This is a genomic window from Ferrovibrio sp. (genome assembly GCF_025869515.1).
Classification (GTDB): Bacteria; Pseudomonadota; Alphaproteobacteria; order Ferrovibrionales; family Ferrovibrionaceae; genus Ferrovibrio.
The window spans coordinates 1-23,449 of sequence record NZ_JAOZVR010000003.1 but is presented as its reverse complement, the minus strand read 5'-3'; the positions used below and the strand labels follow the sequence as shown (position 1 = coordinate 23,449).

Below are 23,449 nucleotides of genomic sequence, written 5' to 3'. Positions count from 1 at the left end.
TGCCGAAGACGCGCTCGGGCAAGATCATGCGCCGCATCCTGCGCAAGATCGCCGAGAACGAATATTCCGCGCTCGGCGATACCAGCACGCTGGCCGATCCCAGCGTGGTGGACGACCTGGTCAATAACCGCATGAACCGCGGCTAAGCAACGAAACGTCGCAGCTATACAAAAAAACAGGGAGGCGCGACGCCGGGCGTCTGGAGCGATCCAGGCGCCCGTTCTGTTTTCAGGTCGCAGTTTTGACACAGGCAATGCGATTCCAGGGAACCGTCGCCGTTCGCAGGGCTTTGTATCTCTGGTCCCGCAATCACCGGAGTGACGTCATGGCAGTGCAATCGCAATACGGCCCCAAGGAACGCGCGGAATATGATACCCGGGAACGGGTGGTGTCGACCCAGAAGGCGCGCAGCGGCATCGAGCTGCATCGCATGCGCTATGTGCTCGGCTTCGGCATCGCCGGCGTGGTGATCGCCTTTATCCTTGCCTGGTATTTCCTGATCCGCACCTGACTCCAGCCTCCCGCGAATGGTGCCGTCGGGGAATCATTCTGCACTTGCTCTCATTCCCCGTGTTTGCTTTGCGCATGCCGGTGCTGTGTCGGGGGCGCGACGCAAACCGGGGGAGGGTCTTGTCAAAGCGTCTCGTATTTCTGCCGCAAACGTCTCAAACGGCCGGGACGGTGTATCCGGAACGTGACGGCGAACGGGCGGACTGGCATGATTCCCTGGTATTCAGAGCCGAGGGGATGGCGTGCGTGGGGGCAGGTATTCGTGGGGCCGTTGCCGGTTTGATCGTTGCGCTGGCGGCTGGAACGGTGGTGGGTGGAATGGGCGGTGTCGCTGTGGCGCAGCCGGCATCCACGGTCGACTGGTCCGGCTTCGAGTTGGGCGGCAGCATCGGGGCGACCGGGGGCTATTCCCATGTCCAGAGCGAGGCCACGAACAAGGCGAGCGGCAACTATTTCACCGGCACTGACTTTGCCCAATTCCGGCGGGTGACCGACGACGACATCCTGCAGTGGCGGCCGTCGGGTGGGCTCGAATTCGGCTACACCCAGCAGTATGGCCATATCCTGCTCGGCGTTGCGGCCAGTGCCAACACGCTTTTCCTTGATCAGAGCAGCCAGACCAGCGAACCCTTTCAGTCGGACCCGACGATACGTTTCTCCGTCGACCAGCGCGTCAAGGCTGACTGGCAGGCGACCCTGGGTCCGAAGCTGGGCTGGGCGCAGGGCAACTGGCAGGTCTTCGCCACCGGCGGCCTGGGGCCACCCTGGACGCGACGTACCGCGACAACGCCAACTACAGCGGCTTTAACGGAACAGGCCACAGTTCGAACACCGAGACCATGCTCGGATGGGCCCTGGGTGTCGGCGGCGGTTATGCGCTCGACTCCAACTGGGCGCTCACCCTCAAATACCTCTATGCGGATTACGGCAGCCTGAGCACGTCGTATACGATCACGAATCTCGGACAAGCCGGCAGCACAACACCCGTGACCAGCACAGGCGATCTGAAGACCAACACCGTTCTGCTTGGCATCACCTACCGGTTCAAGGGGTTCTGAGTCACCTTCACTGGGGGGGAAACCGAATATGAGCAGAATGCCTCGCAAATCGGCTGGGAGCAGGTTGGTCCGCAGCCTCATTTTCCTCACCGTTGCGGCGATGTTGTCGGTGCTTGCGCCGGCCCCGGCCCAGGCGCAAATCGAGATAGTCAAATTCCAGGGCTGGATGTGGAACAACTCCGGCGGCGTCATCACCGTGCAAAGGGTGGCAACGCAATGCTGGGACCCGAAGCAACTCGCCTATCAGCAGATCCAGCCCAACGCCTTGTGGAGCTTTGCCACCGAAAGCGATCATTACCCCACCTGCGGCAGCGGCTTCATTTCCGCAAATGTCTTCGACCAGAACAACAATCTTCTATTCTGGTTTCAGATCGTCGACAACTTCGTAAATGAAACCTGCTATATCTATCTCTTCAATCCTGGCGGAACGACTGTCTTCAGCATGCTGCAGCCGGTGGCTTGCGCTCACAACGACACGATCTCCTTTACGATGTACGTTTCGGGCCCCGCGCCGTCGGTCGCAATTGTCACGGGCTTGCAACCCATGCCCTGACGGCATTTGCGGTTTTCCGCGCGCCGCTGAACGAAGGGCCGCGCGGCCGTCTGGGGAAATTCAGTCCAGTTGCTTGTAATAGAAGGCGGCGGCATCCAGTCCGCCGGCGCTGGCCAGCGAATAGCCCGGCACCACGCCCACCAGCACATACCCCATGCCCTGATACAGCGGCTCGGCATTGTCGCCATGGCGGGTATCCAGAGTCAGCAGGGTGCGGCCCAGGCCGCGTGCCTCGGCCTCGATGGCCAGCAGCAGGGCGCGGGCAAGGCCGCGCCGCCGCGCCCGGCGATGCACCAGCATCTTCTTCACATCGGCGCGGTGCGGCTGGTTCGGCGGCGTGTCCAGGCCCAGCATCACCGTGCCCGCCAGCCGGCCGTCATGATCGGCCACCAGCAGTAGGGCCTTGCAGGCATCGATCTCGGCGATGGCGCGCTGCCAGAAGGCGCGCGCCTGCGTGTCGGAAAACGGCGTCAGGAAATTCACCGCCGCGCCATCGTCGACGCAGTCCTTCAGCACCTCGGCCAGGGCGGCGATCTCGGCCTTTGCTCCGGCAGCATCGAGTTTGCGGATGGCGGGGATCATTCCTGGCGTCATGATTGCAGCATCCGCTGCAGGAAGATCAGGTCGAGCCAGCGGTCGAATTTCCAGCCCGAATCGCGGATCAGGCCGGTGCGGGCGAAGCCGAGCTTTTCGTGCAGATGCAGGCTGGCGGCATTTTCGGCGGTGATCGCCGCCACCATGCTGCGCAGGCCGCGTTCGGCCGCCACCGCGATCAGGGCGTCGAGCAGCTTCTGCCCGATGCCCTGGCCGCGCCGGTCCGGCGCGATGTAGATGGCGTTTTCCACCGTGTAGAGAAAGGCCGGCCAGGGCCGGAACTGGCCGTAGCTGCTGTAGCCCACGACAGCATCGTCATCGACGGCAACCAGCACCGGCAGTTTCTGGTCGGCTTTCATCCGCAGCCAGTCACGCTGCGCCTGCGGTTCGCGGGCGACATAGTCGAACACCGCCGTGGTGTTGAGCACGGCATCGTTGTAGATGGCGCGGATGGCTTCGGCATCATCGGGTGTCGCATCGCGGATTCGAATCATCTGGCAGTCTTCCGTCGGGCAATGATGACCAGGTAGCGGCAGGGGTCGTCGGTTTGATTGGCAAAGGCATGCGGCTGGTCCAGCGCACAATGCAGGCAGTCGCCGGGACCGATGGCGAAGCTGTCGCTGCCGCTCTCGAACCGCAGCCGGCCGCTGACGCCGAGGATATGCTGGTCATAGGCGCCCTGCGGCAGGGCGGGATAGGCAATGCGGGCGCCGGCCGGCAGTTCCGCCTGCACGATCTCCACTGTCGAGCCGGTACCGGCCGGGGTGACGGCGCGCCGCTCGAATCCGGTTTCCGGGTCGCGCCACAGCGGCTGCGCCCCGGCCGGCAGCAGCACCAGGCTCTTGTCCTCCACCGCGGCCATCAGGCCCGACAGCGTGATGTCCAGCCCGGCGCAGAGCCGCCCCAGCAGGGCGGCCGTCGGGCTCGCCTCGCGGCGCTCGATGCGCGAGATCATCGCCTTGCTGACGCCGCTGCGGGCCGCCAGGTCGGCCAGCGACAGGCCCAGCTCCTCGCGGCGGGTTTTCAGCCGGGTGGCGATCCGGGCTTCGATATCATCAGCATTGGTTGTCGTCTCATTCACGGGACAATCATCTATTATAAGAGACAATTGTCTGTCAAGCTGGGTTTGGACAGGTGGCTTACTATGTCATGTGGAGCTATCCGGAGATCCAGATCCGCTTGCTTCCGACCTTGCTCCTGACCGGCCTGCTGGTTACGGCACCTGTCATCGCGCAGCCATCGCAGACCATCCGCACGCAGGATGCCGCCATCCGCGTCGTCACGGTGGCCAGCGGACTAGAGAATCCCTGGGGTATGGCCTTCCTGCCCGATGGCCGCCTCCTGGTGACCGAGCGGCCCGGCCGCCTGCGCATGGTGGCGAAAGATGGCCGGCAGTCGCCGCCGCTCGGCAATGTGCCGAAGGTGTTCGACAGCGGGCAGGGCGGTCTGCTGGATATCGCGCTCGATCCGGATTTCGCGCGCAACCGCCTGCTCTACTTCACCTATGCCGAACCCGGCGCCAGTTCGGAAGGCGGCGGTGCCGGCACCGCGCTGGCCAGCGCTGTCTTCAGCGAGACTACCCTGACCGATGTGAAAGTGCTGTTCCGCCAGCAGCCGAAGCTGTCCGGCGGACTGCATTTCGGCAGCCGCGTCGTGGTCGGCAGTGACGGCAAGCTGTGGCTCGGCGTCGGCGAGCGCTACCGGCGCGACGAAGCGCAGAAACTCAGCGTGCATCTGGGCAAGGTGATGCGGCTGAACCGTGATGGCAGTGTGCCGGCTGACAACCCCTTTGTCGGGCGCGGCGATGCGCGCCCTGAAATCTGGTCTTACGGCCATCGCAACATCCAGGGCATGGCGCGGCATCCGCAGACCGGCGTGGTCTGGCTGCATGAGCATGGTGCACAGGGCGGCGACGAGATCAACATCCCCGAGCGCGGCAAAAACTATGGCTGGCCGGTGATCACCCATGGCATCGATTACTCCGGCGCCAAGATCGGCATCGGCACGGCGGCGCCCGGCATGGAGCAGCCGCTGCTGCACTGGACGCCGTCGATCGCGCCCTCGGGCATGGCCTTCTATACCGGAGACAGAATCCCGGCCTGGAAGGGCAGCCTGTTCGTCGGATCGCTGAAGTTCGGCACACTGCATCGCGTGGTGCTGGATGGCACGCGCGTGGTGCGGCAGGAGCAGATGCTGAAGGAGATCGACGACAATATCCGCGATGTGCGCGACGGGCCGGACGGCTTTCTCTATCTCGCCACCGACAACCCGCGCGGTCGCATCCTGCGGCTGGAGCCGGCCGACTAGACAATAAAAAAGCCCGGCATCTGGACGATGCCGGGCTTTCCGACGGGCCGAATTCAGTCGGCCTTAGTCTCTTCGTCTTCGCTGTCCTCTTCCGGCGCATCTTCGGTGTCGGACGCGCCGTAGGGCTGATCGTCCTGGCTGGCGTCGTCGGACGGAGCCTCGCCCATCGGATCGCTCGGAATCTCGATCTGGATCGTGTTCGGATCGACGCCGGTGCCGCGATCCAGCATGCCGGTCACCATCTCCGGGAAGGCGATGACCAGAGCCACCATGATGATCTGGATGCAAACGAAGGGTACCGCGCCCCAGTAAATCTGGCCGGTGGTCACCTTCGGTGTCAGCTTGCCGGTGACCTTGTCGATGTAATCCGCCACCGGTGCCACGCTGCGCAGGTAGAACAGCGCGAAGCCGAAGGGCGGATGCATGAACGAGGTCTGCATGTTGACGCCGAGCAGCACGCCGAACCAGATCAGGTCGATGCCGAGTTTCTCGGCCGCCGGGCCGAGCAACGGCACGACGATGAAGGCCAGCTCGAAGAAATCGAGGAAGAAGGCCAGCAGGAAGACCATGATGTTGACGACGATCAGGAAGCCGAGCTGGCCGCCGGGCAGGCTGGTCAGCAGATGCTCGACCCAGAGGTCGCCGTTCACCGCGCGGAAGGTCAGGCCGAACACGGTGGAGCCGATCAGGATGAAAATCACGAAAGCCGACAGCTTGGCGGTCGTGTCCATGGCCTGACGCAGCAGCGACCAGTCCAGCTTGCGCTTCATCATCGCCAGGATCATCGCACCGGCCGCACCCATGGCGCCGCCTTCGGTCGGAGTTGCCACGCCGATGAAGATGGTGCCGAGCACCAGGAAGATCAGCACCAGCGGCGGCACCAGCGAAACCAGCACGCGGATGATCAGCTGCATGCCGCGCAGCGAACGTGCTTCCAGCGGCAGGGCCGGTGCGGCCTTGGGGAAGATGATGGTGACGAGGAAGACATAGCCGGCATAGAGCGCCGACAGGATCAGGCCCGGAATCATGGCGCCGGCATACATGTCGCCGACCGAACGGCCGAGCTGGTCGGCCATCACGATCAGCACCAGGCTGGGCGGGATGATCTGCGCCAGCGTGCCCGAGGCGGCGATGACGCCGCTGGCCAGTTTCCGGTCATAACCGTAGCGCAGCATGATCGGCAGCGAAATCAGGCCCATCGAGATCACCGAGGCGGCAACCACGCCAGTGGTGGCGGCCAGCAACGCGCCGACGAAGATCACCGCATAGGCCAGGCCGCCGCGCATCGGGCCGAACAGCTGGCCGATGGTATCGAGCAGGTCTTCCGCCATGCCGGAGCGTTCGAGAATCAGGCCCATGAAGGTGAAGAAGGGAATCGCCAGCAGCGTGTCGTTGCGCATGATGCCGAACACGCGTTCGGGCAACGCCTGCAGCAGGGCCGGGGTGAGCAGGCCGAGCTCGATGCCGATGAAGGCGAACAGCAAGCCGTTGGCGGCCAGTGCGAAAGCGACCGGGTAGCCGAACAGCAGGAAGAAGACCAGCGCCACAAACATCAGCGGCGCCAGATTGTCGATCAGAAACTGTGTCATATCGATTACTCCGCGGCGCCTTCGATCGGGCTATGGGCATCCTGCTTCCTGGGAGCCGGGTTCGGGATCAGGCCCTGCAGGAAGGCGATGCGCTTGATCAGCTCCGACAGACCCTGGAGGATCAGCAGCAGGAAGCCGACGGGGATCAGCAGTTTGACCGGCCAGCGGATCAGGCCGCCGGCATCGCTGGACATTTCATGGCGAACGAAGGAATCGACCAGCGCCGGCCAGGACAGGTACATGATGATGATCGAGATCGGCAGCAGGAACAGCACGGTGCCGATGATGTCGATCCAGGTCAGCGTCTTTTCGGAAAAGCGGCTGACGATCACGTCGATGCGGATATGCTCGTTGCGCAGCAGCGTATAGCCGGCGCAGAGCATGAAGACGAAGGCGAACAGATACCACTGCACCTCCAGCCAGGCATTCGAGCTGTTATTGAAGATGTAGCGCACCGAGGCATTGCCGGCACTGATGATCACGGCAACCAGGATGGCCCAATAGACGATACGGCCGACCCAGTCGTTGAGCCGGTCAACGGCCGTGCTGAAAGCCAGAAGCAAACGCATGCAATAAATCCCCCTTCACAGCAGGCCATGGCTGGCCGTCGTGATCCGAATGGCTGGTGGTGCCGGGCTGTCTGACCCGGTACCGGCGTTCCCTGTTTGCGGGGCGTATTTATTCTATGCGGGTCGCTCGATAAAGCCCCGGCCCGGCGACCGGGGCCATTTATAATCGAGTCAGGCCCCCCGGGGCACGAAAAATTTCATAAATTTTCAGGGGTTAGATTAAACTTGGCAGCACTGGGCGGGGCCGGATCAGCCCATTTCGCCCGTGGTGGCATTGTAGTTGTTGATGATCCGGTGCAGCACGTCGAGCTGGTTGCGGGCAATCGGGTCCTGGCCATTCAGGATCAGCGTGAGGGCAACCCGGGTGATGCCCAATTTCGAGGCAACCTGGTCCAGGTTGATCCCGCGCGCCCGGCAGGCGACGGTAATCTGGTCGAACGAACCCTTGTCGAGGAAGACGCGGCCCCATTCGTCGCGGCCGGTCAGCCGGATCGGTTTGATCTCCATGGCCGCCGGCGCCTTGGACTGGCGCGGTGCCGACGCGGCCGACGGCCGGCCGGTGGGGATGCTGCGCTGGGTCGGCCGCCAGTCCGGATCCCGTTCGAACACTTCCAGCTGCGGGGCCTGCTCCATCAGATGGCTCAGCATCTGGCGCATATGGATCAGCAGCTGGTCGGCGGTGCCGCCGGCTTCCGGGCCATCGACCAGCAGGCTGCTCAGCTCCTCCAGCCGCTTCAGCCGCGAGGCGAAGAATTCGCGCGCGCCGTAGGGCAGGGCCGAGCGGGCCTCGATCAGATTCTCGAGATAGCTCTGCTTGACGTCGATCTCGACCTTGAGAATCTTGGCGCGCAACTGCGACACGAAACGGCGCAGCTCGTCGCGGCGACCGGTCCTGAGCACCGACAGGCGGCCCTCGGCCACTTCGGCGGCCTGGTGGAAATCGTCCACCAGGGTCGAGAATTTGCGAAAGCCGGAAACGGTGTTGCGTTTCTCATTCACATCTTCAGTGAATCTGAAGATGTACATGGCGCGCTGCTCGATGCGCGACACCAATTCGTTGGCTTCCCGGCTATGTGCTTGGTTATCCGTAATCATCCGCGGGATACTGGCTGGCCTCGGTTACGTTAACCTTAACACAATCCTGACGCACGGGAACCGCGCGGTTACTCCCCCAAAAGGATAGGATGCACTGCGAAGCCGCCGGGCACACCGGCCCGGCGGCGCAGCGCTTCGTCAGGCAGCGGCGTTCAGGCCCTGCTGAGACACCCAGGCAAGAGTCTTGGCCAGGGCCCGCTCGAACCGGTCGAACAACTCGTCGACCTCGCTTTCGGTGATGATCATCGGCGGGCAGAAGCCGATCACGTCGCCAGCCATGGCGCGGATGATCAGGCCTTCCTCCTGGGCGAAGTTCATGCAGGCGGCGCCGACGCCGGCGGTGGGTGCGAAACTGGCACGGGTCGCTTTGTTCGCCACCAGTTCGGTGGCGCCGATCAGGCCGGTGCCGCGCGCCTCGCCGACCAGCGGATGGTCGGCCAGCTTCTTCAGGCGCGCCTGGAAGCGCGGCGCCACGGCATTCACATGGCCGAGGATATTGCGCTCTTCGTAGATCTGCAGGGTGCGCAGCGCCACCGCGGCGGCAACCGGATGGCCGCCATAGGTAAAGCCATGGCCGAAGGTGCCGATCTTGCCCGAATTGTCGCGGATCACCTCGTAGACATGCTCGGGCACCAGCACGGCCGAGATCGGCAGGTAGGCGCTGGAGAGCTGCTTGGCGCAGGAAATGAAATCGGGCTGGTAGTCGAAGGTCTGCGCGCCCCACCAGTTGCCGGTACGGCCGAATCCGCAGATCACCTCGTCTGAGACGCTGAGGATATCGTATTTCTTCAGCACGGCCTGGATGGCGGGGAAATAACCTTTGGGCGGCAGGATCACGCCGCCGGCGCCCATCACCGGTTCGGCGAAGAAGGCGGCCACATTGTCGGGGCCTTCGGCCTGGATGAAGTCTTCCAGATTCCTGGCCAGGCGGGCGACGAACTCGGCCTCGCTCTCGCCGGTTTCCGCGAAGCGATAATAGTGCGGACAATCGACATGCTTGATACGGGCGATCGGCAGGTCGAAATCGCGATGGTTGGCGGGCAGGCCGGTCAGGCTGGCGCTTGCGATGGTGACGCCGTGATAGCCCTTGATGCGCGACAGGATGGTTTTCTTCTCGGGCCTGCCGCGCGCGTTGTTGTAATACCAGATCAGCTTGATCAGCGTGTCGTTGGCGCCCGAGCCGCCTTCGGCGAAGAACACCTTGGCCAGCTTGATCGGGCTCAGGCTTTTCAGTTTCTCCGCCAGTTCCACCACCGGCCCGGTCGTCTTGTGACCGAAGCCATGATAGTAGGGCAGCTTGCGCATCTGCTCGATGGCGGCGTCCACCAGGGCCGCCTCGCTGAAGCCCAGGCCGGCGCACCACAGGCCGGCCATGCCTTCGATATATTCCTTGCCCTGGTCGTCATAGACATAGATGCCCTTGCCGCTTTCGATCACCAGGGGGCCGGCCGTCTCGTGCTTCACCAGGTTGGTGTAGGGGTGCAGCACATGGGCGATATCGCGGGCGGCCATCGAGTTGGGCAATTGCGGGCTAGGCATCGGTTTTGACCTGTTTCTGCGTTCCGGGAGGGGACGCTCAGTAGACGGCGAAAATCGCCGTCTGTCAAAACTCACATGGCGTAACTTCGGCCCTATCGACGGCAAATAACGCTGGCTAGACTGCGATCATGTCTTCGCCTGGTATCATCCCAACCCTCTCTCTGGTTTCGGCTGCCGACGGCATCGCGCTGGCCGGTTATGAATGGCTGCCGCCACAGGGTAGCCCGGCGGCAGTACGGGCCGTGGTGGTGATCGCCCATGGCATGGCCGAGCATGCCGGACGCTACGCGCGATTTGCTGCCGCACTGAACGAGGCCGGCTTCGCCGCCTATGGGTTCGATCACCGCGGCCATGGCCGCAGCGTGACCGGGGACCAGATGCTGGGCCATATGGGTGATCAGGATAGCTGGAATCGCGCGGTCGGCGATCTTGCCGCGGTCTGCCGTCTGGCGCGGCAGCGCCATCCGGACAAGCCGGTGCTGCTGTTTGCTCATTCGATGGGCTCGTTCATGGCGCAGCAGATCCTGTATCAGCATGGCGACATGCTGGCCGGCTGTGTGCTCTGCGGCTCGAACGGCAAACCGCCGGCGATAGCGGCACTGGGCCGGCTGATCACGCGGCTGGAACGTTTGCGGCTGGGCCGGCGCGGCATCAGCGCGCTGGTGCAGTCGCAGTCATTTGGCGCTTTCAACAAGCGGTTCCAGCCGCAACGCACCGATTTCGACTGGCTGTCGCGCGATGCGGCCGAGGTCGACAAATATATCGCCGACCCGTTCTGCGGTTTTCCCATTACCGTGCAGTCCTGGATCGATCTGCTCGACGGTCTGGAGGCGATGGCGCGGCCGGAGAATCAGGCCCGCATCCCGAAAGCCCTGCCGGTTTTCGTCATCGCCGGACGGCATGACCCGGTCTCTGGTGGTGGCCGTGGTTTGCGCCAGTTGCTGGAGGCTTATGCGGCTGCCGGCCTGACCCGGGTGGAGCATCGTTTCTACGACGAGGCCCGGCACGAGCTGCTGAACGAAACCAACCGCGCCGAGATTACGGCCGATATCGTCGGCTTCCTGCGACGCTGCCTGTAGGCGCGGCCCGGTCGCGGTTCATTTGGCCGTATAGGCCGCGCTGTCGTCAGCCGCCGGCATCTCGGCCAGATTGGCATAGATTCGTTCGAGCAGGGCTTTGAGCTGCGCGATCTCCGCCGCGCTCAGGCCCGCCACCGCCACGCCTTCCAGCTGCTGCGCGGCTGGTGTCAGCGCCGCCGTCGCCGCTTCGCCGGCCGGTGTCAGGCGGATGGCGATGGCGCGGGCATCGTCGCTGTCGCGGCCACGGCTGACCATGCCGGCCGCCTCCAGCCCGCCGACCAGGCGCGACAGCGTCGAGACTTCTACACTGGTCCGCTGGGCCAGCTCGGTCAGGCGCTGGCCGTTTTTCTCGCGCAGGGCGGCCAGGACGCGCCAGTCCTGCAGTGTGATACCGGCTTGGCGCAAGGTGGCGCTGAAGCGCGTCGCCAGTGATACGCCGGCGCGGTTGATCAGATAGGGAAGATAGTGATCGAGCTGGAGCGGGGCGGGCGTGTCGGACTGCTGCGCGGCCATGATACTGCGCCGCGATCGCGTCAGGAGCCGAGTTTGCCCAGCACCGCCTCGATCTTCTGCTTCATGGTGGCGGCGTTGAACGGCTTGACCATGTAGTTGTTCACGCCAGCCTGAATGGCGGTTTTGACCAGCTCGGTATCGCGCTGGCCGGTTGCCATGATGAAGGGCATCCGCTTGGTCAGGGGGTTGCTGCGGATGGTCTTGAGCAGCGTCAGGCCATCCATCCCGTCCATATTCCAGTCCGAGATGATCAGATCGAATTTATTGGAATTCATCGCGACCAGAGCCTCGTTACCGCTCTTCGCCTCGACAACGTTCTTGATGCCGATTTCCTGCAAGCAATATCGCGCAATGCCGCGCATGCTCATCTGGTCGTCGACGATTAAAACTCGCAGTGTGCTGGCCGAAGGCATATCGCTCGCTCTTCCCTCAACGCAACCAACGCCGGCCATTCTGGCCTGCGGTGTCCGAATCAATGCCTAACATCATGGTTTTTATCCCAAAAAACAAGGTTTCTCAACGCTGTTTACAACGGTTCAGGATCTCGGCTGCTACCTGGGTGATGCCTACTTCCGCTTGCACCGCACCCATCAGTTTGGCGGCTTTCGGCATGCCATAGACCAGGCTGGTGCTCTCGTCCTGGCCGATGGTCTGGGCGCCGGCCTCCAGCATTTTCTTCAGGCCGGTGGCGCCATCCTTGCCCATCCCGGTCAGGATCACGCCGATGGCGTTATGGCCGGCATGCTCGGCGACCGAATTGAACAGCACGTCGACGGACGGACGATGGCCCGAGACGGGCGGGTCATGGTTCAGCTTGGTATAATAGTGGCCGCCCGAGCGATGCAACGTCAGGTGATAGTCGCCCGGCGCGATATAAACGTGGCCGGGGAAGACGCGGACATTGTCTTTCGCTTCGGTCACGGTCACCGCCGACAGCGAATCGAGCCGTGCGGCGAAGCTGCCGGTAAAGCGTGGCGGCATATGCTGGGTGATCAGCACCGGCGGACTGTCCGGCGGCAGGATGGTGATCACTTCCTTCAGTGCCTCGACACCGCCGGTGGACGATCCGATCGCCACGATGATGTCGGTCGAATTGAAACCCGGGCCGGGGGTCAGGCGCTTGGGGGTCTGGCCTTCGACCGGGCGGTTGCGCGCCACCACCCGGGCAGTGGCGGCGGTTTTCACCTTGGCGATCAGGTCCTGCTTGATCTCTTCCAGGGCATGTTTGATGTCCAGGGTCGGCTTGGGCACGAAATCGACGGCGCCCATTTCGAGCGCCTGCATGGTGATGGTGGCACCCTTCTGGGTCAGGGTCGAGACCATCACCACAGGCATCGGCCGCAGCCGCATGATCTTTTCCAGGAAGGAGATGCCGTCCATGTTGGGCATCTCGACATCCAGGGTCAGGACATCGGGGTTCAGTTCCTTGATCATCGTGCGCGCGACCAGCGGGTCCGGCGCGGCGCCCACCACATCGATCTCGGGGTCGCTGGACAGCGCGGCCGTCAGCAGCTGGCGGATCAGCGCGCTGTCGTCGACGATGAGAACCTTGATACGTTTACCGGCCACAGCCCTGCTCCGCACGTCTCAGAATGATCATGCAATCTTGCGATGGATATTGCGGCCCAGCAGTTTGAAACGTTCGGTGATGCCGAACAGGTTCTCCGAGTGGCCGATATAGAGGAAACCGCCCGGCGCCAGCAAATTGGCGTAGCGGTCGAACAGCACGCGCTGCGTGTCCTTGTCGAAATAGATCACGACATTGCGGCAGAAGATGACGTCGAACGGCCCTTTCATCGGCCAGTGGCCGACGAGGTTCAGATGCTTGAAGCTGATCAGGGCGCGGGCCTCGGCCACCACGCGCACCTTGTCCTCGCTGTAGGGCTCGAAGTATTTCTTGGCGATATCCGGCGCCATGCCTTCCAGCGCGGCGGCGGGATAGACGCCTTCGGTGCCGCGCCGCACCATCTCGGTATCGATATCGGTGGCGAGGATCTTCGCATCCCATTGCTTGATATCGGGCATCGAGCGCAGCAGCGTGATGGCCGCCGAATAGGGCTCCTCGCCCGAGGAGCAGCCGGCCGACCAGATGCGCAACCGGCGACCCTGGCTCACCGCACGGGCGCGGATTTCCTGCAGCGCGGTGGTGGCGAGATGCTCGAAATGATGATTCTCGCGGAAGAATTTGGTCAGGTTGGTGGTCAGCGCGTTCAGCGTGGTGCCCAGCTCGCCGCTGCCGGCATCCGAACCGATGAACTCGATATATTCGCGGAAACCGCTCATGCCGAGCTTGCGCAGGCGCTTGGCCAGCCGGGCATAGACCATGTTGTGCTTGGTCGGTCCCAGCTCGATTCCGGTCTTTTCCTTCAGCATCGCGCGCAGAAAATCATAGTCGCTCGACGAGAAGGCGAATTCGCGATCCTCGGCGGTCGGGCTGTCAGCTGCGCGTGTGTCGGATGCCATGGGGGATACGGGATATCAGGCCGCTGTTTCGGCGGGACCGGCCAGCATCGGCTTGCCGGTATTGTCGGCGGCTTCGAGCATGCGGCCCGAGAACATGCGCTCCAGACCGATCAGGCCGACCATGCGCTCGCCGACCGTGATCAGGCCTTCCATGAAGCCCAGGCCGCTGACCTGTTCCATGTCGGGCATCGGGCGGATTTCATCTTCATTGATGGTGATGATGTCGGACACTGCATCGACCAGGATGCCGACGATGCGCGAAGACACCGAAACGATGATCACGACGTTGTACTTGGTCGGCTCGGTGCGCGGCATGCCGAAACGGGCGCGCAGGTCGAAGATCGGCACGATGGCGCCGCGCATGTTGATGACGCCGCGCACCACTTCCGGCGTGTTCGGCAGCGGTGTGGTTTCCGACCAGGCGCGGATTTCGCGCACCGCCATGATGTCCACGCCATATTCCTCGTTGCCGACGGTGAAGGACACCAACTGCACGGTACGGCTGGAACGGGCGGTCTGTTCTGCGGCTGCCATGGACGGACTCTCCTGATACTACGCTGCCGGCGCGGCCAGGCGCGGCACCGAACTGCGCTGCTGGCCTTCACGCTCGGCGATATGCTTGATGCCTGCGACATCCAGAATCAGCGACACCCGGCCGTTGCCCAGGATGGTGGCGGCACCGACGCCGCGGATCGGGTCGAAATTCTCTTCCAGGCTTTTGATAACCACCTGCTGCTGACCGATGATCTCGTCCACCACCAGGCCCATTTTCGAGCTGTCTTCCAGTTCGACGATGATGACCAGCGCCTTGGTCGTGTCGTCGATGCCGTTCGGCACCTTGAAGATACGGTGCAGGTAGACCAGCGGCACGTATTCGCCGCGGATGCGCAGCAATTCGCTCTGGTTGGCGACGATGTTGATCTGGTCCGGCTCGGGACGCAGGCTTTCCACGATATTGGCGAGCGGCAGGATGTAGGACTGCACGCCGACCTTGAGCACCATGCCGTCGAGCACGGCGAGCGTGAGCGGCAGGGTCAGGATGAAGCTTGAGCCCTGGCCCGGGCGCGACTGGATATGCACGCGGCCGCCGAGCGACTGTATGTTCTGGCGCACCACATCCATGCCGACGCCGCGGCCGGAGATGTTCGATACCGTATCCGCGGTCGAGAAGCCGGGCAGGAAAATCAGGTTGTCGATTTCCTCGTTGCTCAGCACGGCATCGGGGGCGACCAATTTCTTTTCGATCGCCTTCTTCATCACCTTTTCGCGGTTGATGCCGCGGCCGTCGTCGGTGATCTCGATCACGATGCGGCCGCCGCGCTGGTCGGCGGAAACATGGATCACGCCTTCGGCCGGTTTGCCGGCGGCGGAGCGATCTTCCGGACTTTCGATGCCATGATCGCAGGAATTGCGGATCATATGGGTCAGCGGATCTCCGAGCTGCTCGATCACAGTCTTGTCGATTTCGGTGTTCTCGCCGCTCATGTCGAGGCGGATTTTCTTGTTGGTCATCATCGCCAGTTCGCGCACCAGGCGCGGCAGGCGGGCAAACACGCTCTTCACCGGCTGGGCGCGCATCGCCATCACGCTTTCCTGCAGATCGCGGATGTGATGCGACAGTTCAGCCAGGCCGTTGGCCAGTTCGGGATGCTGGTCGGCATGCAGATGCTCGGTCTGCTGCGCGATCATCGCATGCGTGATGACCAGTTCGCCGACCATGTTGACCAGTTTGTCGACGCGGTCGAGATCGACGCGGATCGAGCGGGCGGCTTTGGTCTCGCCGCCTGCACCGCCACCACCGGCAGCGCCAGGGCCGGCACCGGCCTCGGCTTTGGGCGCGGCGGCAGCCGGCTTCGGGGCCTCGGCTTTGGGCGCTGCGGCGGGGGCGGCCACCGGAGCCGCAGCCGCTTTCGGCGCCGCTTCGGCGGCGGGCTTCGCCACAGCTTCCGGCTCGGCCGGTTTCGCCGCGGCGGCCGGCGGATTCAGGCAGGTGATCGAAAGCTCGCAATCATCGAGCACGAACTCGAAAACATCCTTGATCGCCTGTTCGCCGCGATCCGTCTCGATCTCGAATTCCCATTTGATATAGGCGCCTTCGGGCTGGATCTGGTCCAGTGCCGGCACCGCATCGGCATCGGCCTTGGCCAGGAAGCCGCCCAGCTCACGCAGTTCGCGGATCAGGATCAGCGGTTCGTTCGCGCGCTGATACAGGGCATCGCGTGGCGTGAATTTCACCAGGTATTTCAGCAGCGGCGCCTTGGCTGGCGCTGCCGGCGCGGCGGGCGCTTCCGGCTCGGGCTCTGGCGCGGCGGCCGGCGCAGGCTCGGGTTCGGCATCCAGGCCCCCGCCGCCCGCCAGCTGGGCATCCAGCGCGGCAAGCGCTGCATCGGCGGCATGCGGATCAGCATCGACGCCGATGGAGGCGGCCAGATCGATCAGCGACTTGCGGCCTTCATTCTCATGGTCGGCCGGCAGTTCGGTGCCGTTCTGGGCGGCTTTGACCAGGTCGGACAGGATGTCGGCGCAATGCAGCACCAGCAGCACGGAATCCGGTGTCGGTTCCAGCCGGCCGTCGCGCATCAGATCGAGCACGGTCTCGAAGATATGGGCGAAGGCGACCAGGCGGTCGAAGCCGAAAGCGCCGGCGCCGCCCTTGATCGAGTGGATGGCGCGGAAGACGGCGTTCAACGTGTTGTTGTCGCCCTCGCCCGACTGCAAGGCCATCAGATGGCCTTCAAGGTCGCCAAGCAGCTCCTCGCATTCCGAGAAGAAGGTTTGTTTGAACTGGGCTAAGTCATCCATGGGCCGCGTCCCGCTTCTGCTCCGCGTCGCCGTTCCGCCATCGGCCCGTTACGGGCTGACCTTGCGGATTACTTCAAGCAGCTTGCCGGGATCGAACGGCTTGACGATCCATCCGGTGGCGCCGGCACTGCGGCCTTCCTCCTTCTTGGACTGACTGCTTTCGGTGGTGAGAATCAGAACCGGCGTCGCCTTGTTCTTCGGCTTTTTGCGCAGTTCCTTGATAAAGGTGATGCCGTCCATCACCGGCATGTTGATATCGGTGATGATGACGTCGACGGTATTGGCTTCCAGCAGATCGAGGCCTTCCTGGCCATTCTCGCCCTGGATGACCTCGAAGCCGCCCTGCTTCAGCGCGAACTGCAGCATCTGCAGCATCGTCTTCGAATCGTCGACAGTGAGAACGCGCTTGGTCATGTCTGTACCGGCCATTTCATGAGAAACGAAAAGAGGCCCAGATCGTCGAAGGCGCTGACGAAGGCATCGCTGGGCGACTTCACGACGAAGGGAATGCCGTGCTGCTCCATATGCTGGGCAGCCGATAGCAGAATCTGCACGCAGGGGGTGGACAGGCGTTCGACGGCGGCGGCGTCGATCACCACCTTGCCGCCCTGGGCCATAATCTCGTGGAAACTGTGCAGCAGCGGCTCGGCCGCGCGCAGGTCCATACTCGCGACCAGACCGAGCTGGGTCGTATCGTCGGCTTTCGTGACCGTGAAAGGTTCCATCCACATCCCCCAGAGTACCCGTAGAGCGGGCACCGGCCGCCGCTGCGTGGGCAGCAACAGGCCTTACAATCGAGAGCCTAGCCGACGGTCCGGCGGGACGGAAGGGGGATGCTTCGGGGGTTATCAAAAAACCACATATGATCCGAGACTTCGGCTAACCCACAGGGGGTGTCGGCGCTTACTGCGCGCAGCTCAGATCGATGGTGGTGCGGCTTTGGGCCCGCATGGCCAGCTTGATCTCGTGATAGCGCTGTCGCAGCTCCTGCCGGGTGCCGCCGGCCAGCTGGAACATCAGCATGATCGCGCTTTCCAGGTCGTCGGCGCAGCGGCCGATGCTGTCGAGATCGCCATCGGCCATTTCGGTTTCGCCGAGCTGGCGCAGATAATCGGCGATCCACAGGGAATGAACCGCAAGTTGTGAGAGCGACTGGCCCTGAAAACGGGTTTCGGTATTGAAGCGGTCGCCGATGCGGGGCAGGCGGCTCAGCGGTTGCGACGCGCCGGCGCGCGGGTCTGCCGCGGGTTCGATATCTTCGGCTTCCACATCGATAATGGGATCATCGGCCAGGCCGCCGCCGAAGCTTGCCGCGTGGCTGAACGCGGCATCGTGGCCACAATCCGAGTGGCCGCAATCCGAATCGTGCTCTGCGAACAACCCTTGATCGAGATCCACGGGTGTTCCAATCCCTGAAGGCAGAAGCTCACATTACGAATCGGGGTGCTTGCCCGATTCGGGTTGACCTTACCCGCGCCGATTCGGGGGGTCAAGGAGAACCGCTAGATCGCGGGGGCGCTGTTGCGCATACCTACAAGCTGTTGGGGCAATGCCGATTCGACTGAAGTCGGAACGGTTTGGCGGTTATCCGCCGATCCGCGCGCCGGTCTTGAGCACGACCTTCTCCAGGCCGGCCACCAGTTCACGGCCGATCGCGCCGCCATCGCCGCTGATTTTCTGGCTCAGCACGACATAGAGCGCATCGATATGCGGCGACACCACGGCGGTGCTGACCTGGGGCGGATCGCTGTTCAGGCAATGCTCCAGGTAATTGCTCAGATAATGCGTGATGGTTGTGACCAGCGGATAGCCGAAGGTGCCGCCCAGGCCTTTCATGTCCCAGCAGATGCGCAGCATTTTCTTGACGCTGCCGGCATCGTCCAGGTTGGTCTGCTTCAGTTCCTCGAAGGAAGCCCGCATGCGGCCGAGGTCGTCATCGGCCCATTTCGCATACATTTTATGGCCGAGCACCTGGATCGCGATCTCGGCTTCCTTGACCGCTTCCTTGTCGATGCCGCCAGCGCCGACCTTCATCTTGAGATAATTCGGTGGCGTAACGAATTCCGCCCCGCCGGAAGATTGGGCGGGTGTGGTATCCGTTTTGGCACTGTCGTTGTTGGCCATGATAGCTATCGGCGCTCCCGCTGCAGCGGCATAACAGCCCCTGCGATAACATAGGCAAAGTAAACGTCCTGTTTCACAGTCGCAACCGAATACACACTTGTCTGCATAAAGACTAGAACAGTTCCACATCACTCTTCGATGCGATTGCGGATACACCCCGCTCTGCATCTTCAGATGGCGTGCCCAGCAGGTAATGCTGAAAATGCGCGCGCACCTGCTCCAGGGTCTGGCCGGCGATCAGACCTTCACCCCAGCCGGCGGCCCGTTCGGTCAGGCGCGGCGCCCAATCGCGGCCGGACTGGTCGCGGATAATGTCTTCGACATAACGGAGCGCATTGATCACATGCTGCTGGCGTTGGCTGCGCAGGTCGTCGCCCTGCATCAGGCTGATTGCCTCGCCCATCAAAGGGGAGTCCGGCAGTTGTCTGCCCAGTTCGACCAGCTTGGCGGCAAAGGCCTGGCCATTGGCGTTTTGGGTTTTCTGCAGGTCTTCGACCTCTTCTTTGAGGGCGAGCAGGACAAGCGCGATAAAATCCAGCAACTCGCGCGAGCCGGCGGGGCTGAACCCCTCCATGCTGCCCGATTGCGTGTTCCGATTGTCCCTCGGCAATGCCGGAGCCTTCCCCATTTGCTAACTCTTCCATATTTCCCGACGGTTTGCACCCGTCGCCCAATGAACCCTGTACGAACTTTTTCCCGATCTCGCCCCTGCGGATTACGACCGCTGGTTGCCGTCGCGCTTTACTGCCTTGGATTGATCAATACTGTGGACAAAACTCTTAAGGGGGGGAAATTAAAAGCCGGTAACACTTGCCAGCATGCGTATGCCGCCGCAGCGAAACATGGTAACTACCGGATCGATAAGGGGGCGGTACACGGATATGGATCCGATCGACATCAAAGAGATGCTGCATCACCACCATCTTTGGCTGAAAGGCATGCCGAGCGGCCGACCGGCGGATTTTTCCGGTCGTGACCTGTCCGGTGCCGATCTCGCCGGTGTTGATCTGCGTCGGGCCTCCTTCCGCATGACCAATCTGCGCGACGCCAAGCTGGCCAAGGCCCAGCTGGTGCAATGCGACCTGTTCAAGGCCGATCTCAGCAACGCCGATCTGTCCGAGGCTGACCTCAGCCGGGCGGATTTGCGCGGCGCGACAATGGAAAGCGTCAACATGGCCGGCGCCAATCTCACCGGTGCCAATTTTCGCCGCGGGCTTGAACTGGGGCAGGATGCCGCCGAAGGCGTCGAGGTGCTGCGCCAGAACGTCACCGGCAGCAATTTCGCCGGCGCCACCTTGGTCGGGGTTGATGCGCTCGGCGCCGATTTCAGCGGCAGCAACCTGGCCGGGGCCAACCTGCAGGATGCCGCGCTCACCGATTGCCAGCTGGTCAGTGTCGATCTGACCGGTGCCGATCTGGCAGGGGCGACGCTGGCGAGCGCCAACCTGGTGGGTGCTGAACTGAGTGGCGCCAATCTGGCCGGCGCGACCCTGCAGGGCGCCAATCTGACCGATGCGCATCTGCATGGCGTCGATCTCAGCAATGTCGATACCTTCGGCGCCAATGTGGTGATGGCCAACATGGCGGTCGAGTCCGGCTCGACAGCGCCCAAACCGATGACTGAAGCGGAAATCCATACCGCGCTGGCCGAGCACAAGAACTGGGTCGCCGGCGGCGACGGCAGGCCGGCCAATCTGCGCGGCCAGGATCTCAGCGGCTTCGATCTCTGCGGGCTCGATCTGTCCGGCATCAAGCTGCGCGGCGCGGCCCTGCGCGACGCCAGGGTCGACAAGACCATCTTCAAATTCGCCGATCTGTCCGGCGTGGATATGCGCGGTTGCCGCGCCCTGGATACCACCTTCGCGGGATGCAACCTGACGGGAGCGGATTTGCGTAATGGCCGTTTCAGCGGCAGCCGCTTCTCCAGCGCCGAGATTCTCAGCGCGACGGGCGAGCGGACCGGCCGCAGAATCTACACCGATCTGTCCAATGCCCGCCTGGCCGGGGCGGTCTGCGACGGCGTCGACTGGGGGGATGCCATCCTCCATGACGTCAGCGGCCTTGAACCGTGACCGGCCGATAGCCATGATGACCCAATGAATACCACACCGGGCAGTATCCTGCGGCGTCCAGCCGCCACCGAGGGCAGCGCTGCTGGTCCCACGGCGGAGCGCCGGCGGTATTACGACCCGATTCTAAAAGTTAACGTCGTCCAGGTCTTTCAGGGCGACTTCTACGTTTCGACCCGCGAAGGCGAAATGCTGGCCACTGTCCTGGGGTCCTGCGTCGCCGCCTGTATCCGCGATCCGGTCGCCGGGGTCGGCGGCATGAATCACTTCCTGCTGCCCGACAAGGGCGGCGACAACAATCCGGATTTGCCGTTTTCCGCCTCGCTGCGCTACGGTAGCTATTCCATGGAGCAGTTGATCAACGGAATCCTCGGTGCCGGCGGACGGCGTGAACGGCTGGAGGTGAAAATCTTCGGCGGCGCCAACGTGCTGGCCGGCCTGCGCGGCATCGGTCACCAGAATGCCGAATTCGTCGAGCGCTATCTCAAGGCCGAAGGCTTCAGGATCATGGGGGCCGATCTGCGTGGCACGCTGCCGCGCAAGGTGCAGTATTATCCTTCGACTGGCGTCGTGCGCATGAAGCAGATCGAGGACGCCAGTGCCAAGGCCGTGTTCCAGCGCGAAAGTGCGAAGAAGATCACCGCGGTACAGACCACGGCGGGCAGCATCGAGCTGTTCGACTGAGGCCCACGCAGAGCATTCGTCGCCATGGCATACAAACTCAACAATGTCGCAGTGCTTGTGGTCGACAGCAATCACAACCACATGCAGCTTATTAAAGAGGTTTTGCGACCGCTTGGTGTCAACCGTATCTCCGAGTGCATGAATGCCAAAGATGCGCTGACGTATCTCGAAAACAATGTCGTCGATATCATCTTCACCGAATGGCACATGGATGGTGAGATGGATGGCATGGGCCTGGTCGAATGGATTCGCAAGAACCCGGCGTCGAAGAACGTGTTCGTGCCGATCGTGATGGTGACGGCGCAGTCGGAAGAATGGAAAGTGGTGAAGGCGCGCGATATCGGCGTCACCGAATTCCTGGTCAAGCCGTTCTCGGCCAAGACGATGGCGCGGCGCATCACCATGGTGATCGAATACCCGCGCCAGTTCGTGCGTACCGACGAATTCTTCGGTCCCGACCGGCGTCGCCACAAGGTGTCGAATTATACCGGCGAGGAACGCCGCAAGGATATGTTGGAAAAGGGCGACCAGCAGATGGACGAGGATGCCGTCCAGAACCTGCTGAGCGAGCTCTGACGGTCGCGGGCCGTTATTCCTGACTTGACGTTCCGCCAGAGCGGGACCAAGATTCAAACAACTGCAATCAGTTGGGAGGTCGGCCGTTCCGGCATGAGCGAAGTTGTCGCTTTGCACCAGTTTCGGCGTTCGCCTGAGGAAACCGCCCTGGACGGCGCGGGCCTCGAAAGCGTGGGCTCGGGTGCTGACGTAAAGCTGATCATCGCCAGAAGCACCGATCCCCGTCCGGCGGTCGAACCCGCCGTTTTTTTCGACCGGCGCGAATTCAATCTGATCCTCAATCTCTATGCCCGCATGGTCGGGATGGGCGAATGGCGCGACTATGCCATCGGCCATGACCGCGAGAGCTGCAGTTTCGCCGTCTTCCGCCGCAGCGCCGACGGCGCGCTTTACCGTATCGTCAAGACGCCGAAGCTGGCGCGCAAGCAGGGCGCCTTTGCCATCATCGCCCATGGCGGCCGTATCGTGCGGCGCGGCAAGGATCTGGCGGTGATGCTGCGATTCTTCGAGCCCAAGCGCGAAGCCACGCTCTAGCGACGCCTGAAACAGAAACGGGCCCCCGCCGGCAGGCGGGAGCCCGAAATTCTGCGCAGACAAAAATTCTGCACTGGCGATCGGAGAAGGATCAGACCTTCTTGGCCGGAGCCTTCTTCGCGGCCGGCTTGGCGGCGGCCTTCTTTTCGCCAGTCTTCTTCTTGGCGACCTTCTTCTTCTCGGCCTTCTTCGCCGGCTTGGCGGTCTGGGTTTGCGCGGCCTGGGCGGCAGGAGCAAAGGCGGGGGCGAGAGTGCCGGCCAGGAAGCCGGCCATCACGAAAGCGGCAGCGAGGGTTTTCACGCGGGTCATCATCGGGGTTCATCCCTTGGCAATGTGCTGCAAACCACCCACGCCAATCGGCGGCGAATCGGCGGCTGCATCGTCATCACGTTGCGCCTGCCGTGCATAATCGGCAATGCCGATATTTTTGCTGCGACACTCTGTCGGTTTACGCGAATTTTATGATTGCAGGAGTGCCGTCAGTTCGCGCCGATGTTTGGGCACGTCTGGGCGCTCGTGCATGCGCCGCTCCAGATGCGGCTTTATGGCGGCTTTCTCGCCAGCTTTTGCGCCGGCCTGCAGCCAGAGCTGCCAGAACAGGTCGCGTTGCGCATGACTGCCGCCGACCTGCTGCAGTCCCTGCAGGGCAGGGGGTAATTTTTCATACACTTGGCGCCAGTCGCCGCGGCCATAGGCGGCCATGCCTTCCGCCAGCGGTAGGCCGACCTGGCGCCAGATGCGCGTCGTCAACTGCTCGGGCCGGCTGTCGATGTGGTCCCGCAGGCTGGCG

28 protein-coding genes and 1 pseudogene are annotated in these 23,449 nt (G+C 63.0%); 9 read left to right on the top strand and 20 right to left on the bottom strand.

The genetic code is table 11. The annotated features are described in order from the left end of the window. Positions 1-325 precede the first annotated feature (325 nt). The 3 genes from OJJ21_RS00370 (at position 326) to OJJ21_RS00360 (ending at position 2,121) form a co-directional block, all read left to right on the top strand. Positions 326-511 (top strand): hypothetical protein, encoded by a 186-nt coding sequence (locus OJJ21_RS00370; RefSeq protein WP_297682219.1) that lies wholly within the window; start codon positions 326-328, stop codon positions 509-511. 682 nt (positions 512-1,193) lie between these two features. After that, positions 1,194-1,568, top strand: coding sequence for an outer membrane beta-barrel protein (locus OJJ21_RS24370; RefSeq protein ID WP_366092109.1), 375 nt, complete (start codon positions 1,194-1,196; stop codon positions 1,566-1,568). 28 nt (positions 1,569-1,596) lie between these two features. Further along, a complete protein-coding gene (locus OJJ21_RS00360; protein ID WP_297682215.1) occupies positions 1,597-2,121 on the top strand; it encodes a hypothetical protein in 525 nt (174 codons plus the stop codon). A gap of 60 nt (positions 2,122-2,181) precedes the next feature. Here OJJ21_RS00360 and OJJ21_RS00355 read toward each other — a convergent pair whose 3' ends face one another. The 3 genes from OJJ21_RS00355 to OJJ21_RS00345 are packed head-to-tail and all read right to left on the bottom strand — an operon-like array spanning position 2,182 to position 3,796. Further along, positions 2,182-2,715, bottom strand: a complete 534-nt coding sequence (locus OJJ21_RS00355) for a GNAT family N-acetyltransferase (RefSeq protein ID WP_297682212.1) — start codon at positions 2,713-2,715, stop codon at positions 2,182-2,184. Beyond that, the gene (locus OJJ21_RS00350) at positions 2,712-3,209 is read right to left on the bottom strand and encodes a GNAT family N-acetyltransferase (protein ID WP_297682210.1); all 498 of its coding nucleotides are present in this window, start codon (positions 3,207-3,209) and stop codon (positions 2,712-2,714) included. Before OJJ21_RS00350 ends, OJJ21_RS00355 begins: the two co-directional genes overlap by 4 nt. Beyond that, positions 3,206-3,796: an XRE family transcriptional regulator gene (locus OJJ21_RS00345; protein WP_297682208.1), complete on the bottom strand. Its 591-nt coding sequence runs from the start codon at positions 3,794-3,796 to the stop codon at positions 3,206-3,208. The genes OJJ21_RS00350 and OJJ21_RS00345 overlap by 4 nt, the downstream gene beginning before the upstream one ends. A gap of 68 nt (positions 3,797-3,864) precedes the next feature. Here OJJ21_RS00345 and OJJ21_RS00340 point away from each other — a divergent pair, with 68 nt between their 5' ends. Further along, on the top strand, positions 3,865-5,022 hold the full coding sequence (locus tag OJJ21_RS00340; protein ID WP_297682206.1) for a PQQ-dependent sugar dehydrogenase: 1,158 nt from the start codon (positions 3,865-3,867) through the stop codon (positions 5,020-5,022). Positions 5,023-5,075: 53 nt separating this feature from the next. Here the strand turns inward: OJJ21_RS00340 and OJJ21_RS00335 are convergent, their stop codons facing one another. From OJJ21_RS00335 to OJJ21_RS00320, 4 genes are all read right to left on the bottom strand, one after another. Further along, positions 5,076-6,611 carry a TRAP transporter large permease subunit gene (locus OJJ21_RS00335; protein ID WP_297682204.1) on the bottom strand — a complete coding sequence of 512 codons (1,536 nt, stop codon included), beginning with the start codon at positions 6,609-6,611 and terminating at the stop codon, positions 5,076-5,078. A gap of 5 nt (positions 6,612-6,616) precedes the next feature. Next, complete coding sequence (locus OJJ21_RS00330) at positions 6,617-7,180, bottom strand: TRAP transporter small permease subunit (RefSeq protein WP_297682202.1); 564 nt, start codon at positions 7,178-7,180, stop codon at positions 6,617-6,619. Positions 7,181-7,429: 249 nt separating this feature from the next. Continuing rightward, entirely contained in the window at positions 7,430-8,206 is a 777-nt protein-coding gene (locus OJJ21_RS00325; protein WP_297682199.1) for a hypothetical protein, read from the bottom strand. 207 nt (positions 8,207-8,413) lie between these two features. After that, a complete protein-coding gene (locus tag OJJ21_RS00320; RefSeq protein ID WP_297682197.1) occupies positions 8,414-9,814 on the bottom strand; it encodes an aspartate aminotransferase family protein in 1,401 nt (466 codons plus the stop codon). A gap of 128 nt (positions 9,815-9,942) precedes the next feature. Between OJJ21_RS00320 and OJJ21_RS00315 the strand changes: the two genes are divergently transcribed. After that, the gene (locus OJJ21_RS00315) at positions 9,943-10,893 is read left to right on the top strand and encodes an alpha/beta hydrolase (protein WP_297682195.1); all 951 of its coding nucleotides are present in this window, start codon (positions 9,943-9,945) and stop codon (positions 10,891-10,893) included. Positions 10,894-10,911: 18 nt separating this feature from the next. Here the strand turns inward: OJJ21_RS00315 and OJJ21_RS00310 are convergent, their stop codons facing one another. From OJJ21_RS00310 to OJJ21_RS00260, 11 genes are all read right to left on the bottom strand, one after another. Next, positions 10,912-11,406, bottom strand: coding sequence for a MarR family transcriptional regulator (locus tag OJJ21_RS00310; RefSeq protein WP_297682194.1), 495 nt, complete (start codon positions 11,404-11,406; stop codon positions 10,912-10,914). Positions 11,407-11,426: 20 nt separating this feature from the next. Continuing rightward, on the bottom strand, positions 11,427-11,858 hold the full coding sequence (locus OJJ21_RS00305; RefSeq protein WP_297682192.1) for a response regulator: 432 nt from the start codon (positions 11,856-11,858) through the stop codon (positions 11,427-11,429). 64 nt (positions 11,859-11,922) lie between these two features. Next, positions 11,923-12,975 (bottom strand): chemotaxis response regulator protein-glutamate methylesterase, encoded by a 1,053-nt coding sequence (locus OJJ21_RS00300; protein WP_297682190.1) that lies wholly within the window; start codon positions 12,973-12,975, stop codon positions 11,923-11,925. A 27-nt stretch (positions 12,976-13,002) separates the two neighbouring features. Beyond that, positions 13,003-13,869 carry a protein-glutamate O-methyltransferase gene (locus OJJ21_RS00295; protein WP_297682188.1) on the bottom strand — a complete coding sequence of 289 codons (867 nt, stop codon included), beginning with the start codon at positions 13,867-13,869 and terminating at the stop codon, positions 13,003-13,005. A 15-nt stretch (positions 13,870-13,884) separates the two neighbouring features. After that, positions 13,885-14,403, bottom strand: a complete 519-nt coding sequence (locus OJJ21_RS00290; RefSeq protein ID WP_297682186.1) for a chemotaxis protein CheW — start codon at positions 14,401-14,403, stop codon at positions 13,885-13,887. Between the two features lie 18 nt (positions 14,404-14,421). After that, positions 14,422-16,671, bottom strand: coding sequence for a chemotaxis protein CheA (locus tag OJJ21_RS00285; RefSeq protein WP_297682184.1), 2,250 nt, complete (start codon positions 16,669-16,671; stop codon positions 14,422-14,424). Between the two features lie 48 nt (positions 16,672-16,719). Beyond that, positions 16,720-17,085 carry a response regulator gene (locus OJJ21_RS00280; RefSeq protein WP_144068627.1) on the bottom strand — a complete coding sequence of 122 codons (366 nt, stop codon included), beginning with the start codon at positions 17,083-17,085 and terminating at the stop codon, positions 16,720-16,722. Then, positions 17,082-17,396 (bottom strand): STAS domain-containing protein, encoded by a 315-nt coding sequence (locus OJJ21_RS00275; protein WP_297682180.1) that lies wholly within the window; start codon positions 17,394-17,396, stop codon positions 17,082-17,084. The genes OJJ21_RS00280 and OJJ21_RS00275 overlap by 4 nt, the downstream gene beginning before the upstream one ends. Positions 17,397-17,574: 178 nt before the next feature. After that, positions 17,575-18,069 (bottom strand): hypothetical protein, encoded by a 495-nt coding sequence (locus OJJ21_RS00270; RefSeq protein WP_297682178.1) that lies wholly within the window; start codon positions 18,067-18,069, stop codon positions 17,575-17,577. 186 nt (positions 18,070-18,255) lie between these two features. Continuing rightward, on the bottom strand, positions 18,256-18,795 hold the full coding sequence (locus OJJ21_RS00265) for a hypothetical protein (protein WP_297682176.1): 540 nt from the start codon (positions 18,793-18,795) through the stop codon (positions 18,256-18,258). 112 nt (positions 18,796-18,907) lie between these two features. After that, positions 18,908-19,369: a hypothetical protein gene (locus OJJ21_RS00260; protein WP_297682175.1), complete on the bottom strand. Its 462-nt coding sequence runs from the start codon at positions 19,367-19,369 to the stop codon at positions 18,908-18,910. A 307-nt stretch (positions 19,370-19,676) separates the two neighbouring features. Between OJJ21_RS00260 and OJJ21_RS00255 the strand changes: the two genes are divergently transcribed. The 4 genes from OJJ21_RS00255 (at position 19,677) to OJJ21_RS00240 (ending at position 22,658) form a co-directional block, all read left to right on the top strand. Further along, positions 19,677-20,867, top strand: coding sequence for a pentapeptide repeat-containing protein (locus OJJ21_RS00255; RefSeq protein ID WP_297682173.1), 1,191 nt, complete (start codon positions 19,677-19,679; stop codon positions 20,865-20,867). Between the two features lie 24 nt (positions 20,868-20,891). Beyond that, positions 20,892-21,548 (top strand): chemoreceptor glutamine deamidase CheD, encoded by a 657-nt coding sequence (locus tag OJJ21_RS00250; RefSeq protein WP_297682171.1) that lies wholly within the window; start codon positions 20,892-20,894, stop codon positions 21,546-21,548. A 24-nt stretch (positions 21,549-21,572) separates the two neighbouring features. Then, positions 21,573-22,124 carry a response regulator gene (locus OJJ21_RS00245; RefSeq protein WP_297682169.1) on the top strand — a complete coding sequence of 184 codons (552 nt, stop codon included), beginning with the start codon at positions 21,573-21,575 and terminating at the stop codon, positions 22,122-22,124. 93 nt (positions 22,125-22,217) lie between these two features. Further along, positions 22,218-22,658, top strand: a complete 441-nt coding sequence (locus tag OJJ21_RS00240; protein ID WP_297682167.1) for a DUF2794 domain-containing protein — start codon at positions 22,218-22,220, stop codon at positions 22,656-22,658. A 91-nt stretch (positions 22,659-22,749) separates the two neighbouring features. On the opposite strand, the gene OJJ21_RS00235 is transcribed toward OJJ21_RS00240, so the two are convergent. Together OJJ21_RS00235 and OJJ21_RS00230 are read right to left on the bottom strand one after the other, a co-directional pair. Next, positions 22,750-22,971, bottom strand: a complete 222-nt coding sequence (locus tag OJJ21_RS00235) for a hypothetical protein (RefSeq protein WP_297682165.1) — start codon at positions 22,969-22,971, stop codon at positions 22,750-22,752. A gap of 147 nt (positions 22,972-23,118) precedes the next feature. Continuing rightward, positions 23,119-23,449 (bottom strand): annotated as a pseudogene (locus OJJ21_RS00230) (hypothetical protein); the annotation flags it as partial.

What these genes read in the sequence shown, in the direction of transcription:
- OJJ21_RS00280 (WP_144068627.1), bottom strand. Translation starts at nt 17,085, where the DNA reads ATGACCAAGCGCGTTCTCACTGTCGACGATTCGAAGACGATGCTGCAG.
- OJJ21_RS00340 (WP_297682206.1), top strand. Translation starts at nt 3,865, where the DNA reads ATGTGGAGCTATCCGGAGATCCAGATCCGCTTGCTTCCGACCTTGCTC.
- OJJ21_RS00370 (WP_297682219.1), top strand. Translation starts at nt 326, where the DNA reads ATGGCAGTGCAATCGCAATACGGCCCCAAGGAACGCGCGGAATATGAT.
- OJJ21_RS00305 (WP_297682192.1), bottom strand. Translation starts at nt 11,858, where the DNA reads ATGGCCGGCGTTGGTTGCGTTGAGGGAAGAGCGAGCGATATGCCTTCG.
- OJJ21_RS00310 (WP_297682194.1), bottom strand. Translation starts at nt 11,406, where the DNA reads ATGGCCGCGCAGCAGTCCGACACGCCCGCCCCGCTCCAGCTCGATCAC.
- OJJ21_RS00285 (WP_297682184.1), bottom strand. Translation starts at nt 16,671, where the DNA reads ATGGATGACTTAGCCCAGTTCAAACAAACCTTCTTCTCGGAATGCGAG.
- OJJ21_RS00325 (WP_297682199.1), bottom strand. Translation starts at nt 8,206, where the DNA reads ATGTACATCTTCAGATTCACTGAAGATGTGAATGAGAAACGCAACACC.
- OJJ21_RS00275 (WP_297682180.1), bottom strand. Translation starts at nt 17,396, where the DNA reads ATGGAACCTTTCACGGTCACGAAAGCCGACGATACGACCCAGCTCGGT.
- OJJ21_RS00320 (WP_297682197.1), bottom strand. Translation starts at nt 9,814, where the DNA reads ATGCCTAGCCCGCAATTGCCCAACTCGATGGCCGCCCGCGATATCGCC.
- OJJ21_RS00245 (WP_297682169.1), top strand. Translation starts at nt 21,573, where the DNA reads ATGGCATACAAACTCAACAATGTCGCAGTGCTTGTGGTCGACAGCAAT.
- OJJ21_RS00260 (WP_297682175.1), bottom strand. Translation starts at nt 19,369, where the DNA reads ATGGAGGGGTTCAGCCCCGCCGGCTCGCGCGAGTTGCTGGATTTTATC.
- OJJ21_RS00315 (WP_297682195.1), top strand. Translation starts at nt 9,943, where the DNA reads ATGTCTTCGCCTGGTATCATCCCAACCCTCTCTCTGGTTTCGGCTGCC.
- OJJ21_RS00360 (WP_297682215.1), top strand. Translation starts at nt 1,597, where the DNA reads ATGAGCAGAATGCCTCGCAAATCGGCTGGGAGCAGGTTGGTCCGCAGC.
- OJJ21_RS00290 (WP_297682186.1), bottom strand. Translation starts at nt 14,403, where the DNA reads ATGGCAGCCGCAGAACAGACCGCCCGTTCCAGCCGTACCGTGCAGTTG.
- OJJ21_RS00330 (WP_297682202.1), bottom strand. Translation starts at nt 7,180, where the DNA reads ATGCGTTTGCTTCTGGCTTTCAGCACGGCCGTTGACCGGCTCAACGAC.
- OJJ21_RS00355 (WP_297682212.1), bottom strand. Translation starts at nt 2,715, where the DNA reads ATGACGCCAGGAATGATCCCCGCCATCCGCAAACTCGATGCTGCCGGA.
- OJJ21_RS00295 (WP_297682188.1), bottom strand. Translation starts at nt 13,869, where the DNA reads ATGGCATCCGACACACGCGCAGCTGACAGCCCGACCGCCGAGGATCGC.
- OJJ21_RS00255 (WP_297682173.1), top strand. Translation starts at nt 19,677, where the DNA reads ATGGATCCGATCGACATCAAAGAGATGCTGCATCACCACCATCTTTGG.
- OJJ21_RS00250 (WP_297682171.1), top strand. Translation starts at nt 20,892, where the DNA reads ATGAATACCACACCGGGCAGTATCCTGCGGCGTCCAGCCGCCACCGAG.
- OJJ21_RS00265 (WP_297682176.1), bottom strand. Translation starts at nt 18,795, where the DNA reads ATGGCCAACAACGACAGTGCCAAAACGGATACCACACCCGCCCAATCT.
- OJJ21_RS00240 (WP_297682167.1), top strand. Translation starts at nt 22,218, where the DNA reads ATGAGCGAAGTTGTCGCTTTGCACCAGTTTCGGCGTTCGCCTGAGGAA.
- OJJ21_RS00335 (WP_297682204.1), bottom strand. Translation starts at nt 6,611, where the DNA reads ATGACACAGTTTCTGATCGACAATCTGGCGCCGCTGATGTTTGTGGCG.
- OJJ21_RS00350 (WP_297682210.1), bottom strand. Translation starts at nt 3,209, where the DNA reads ATGATTCGAATCCGCGATGCGACACCCGATGATGCCGAAGCCATCCGC.
- OJJ21_RS00235 (WP_297682165.1), bottom strand. Translation starts at nt 22,971, where the DNA reads ATGATGACCCGCGTGAAAACCCTCGCTGCCGCTTTCGTGATGGCCGGC.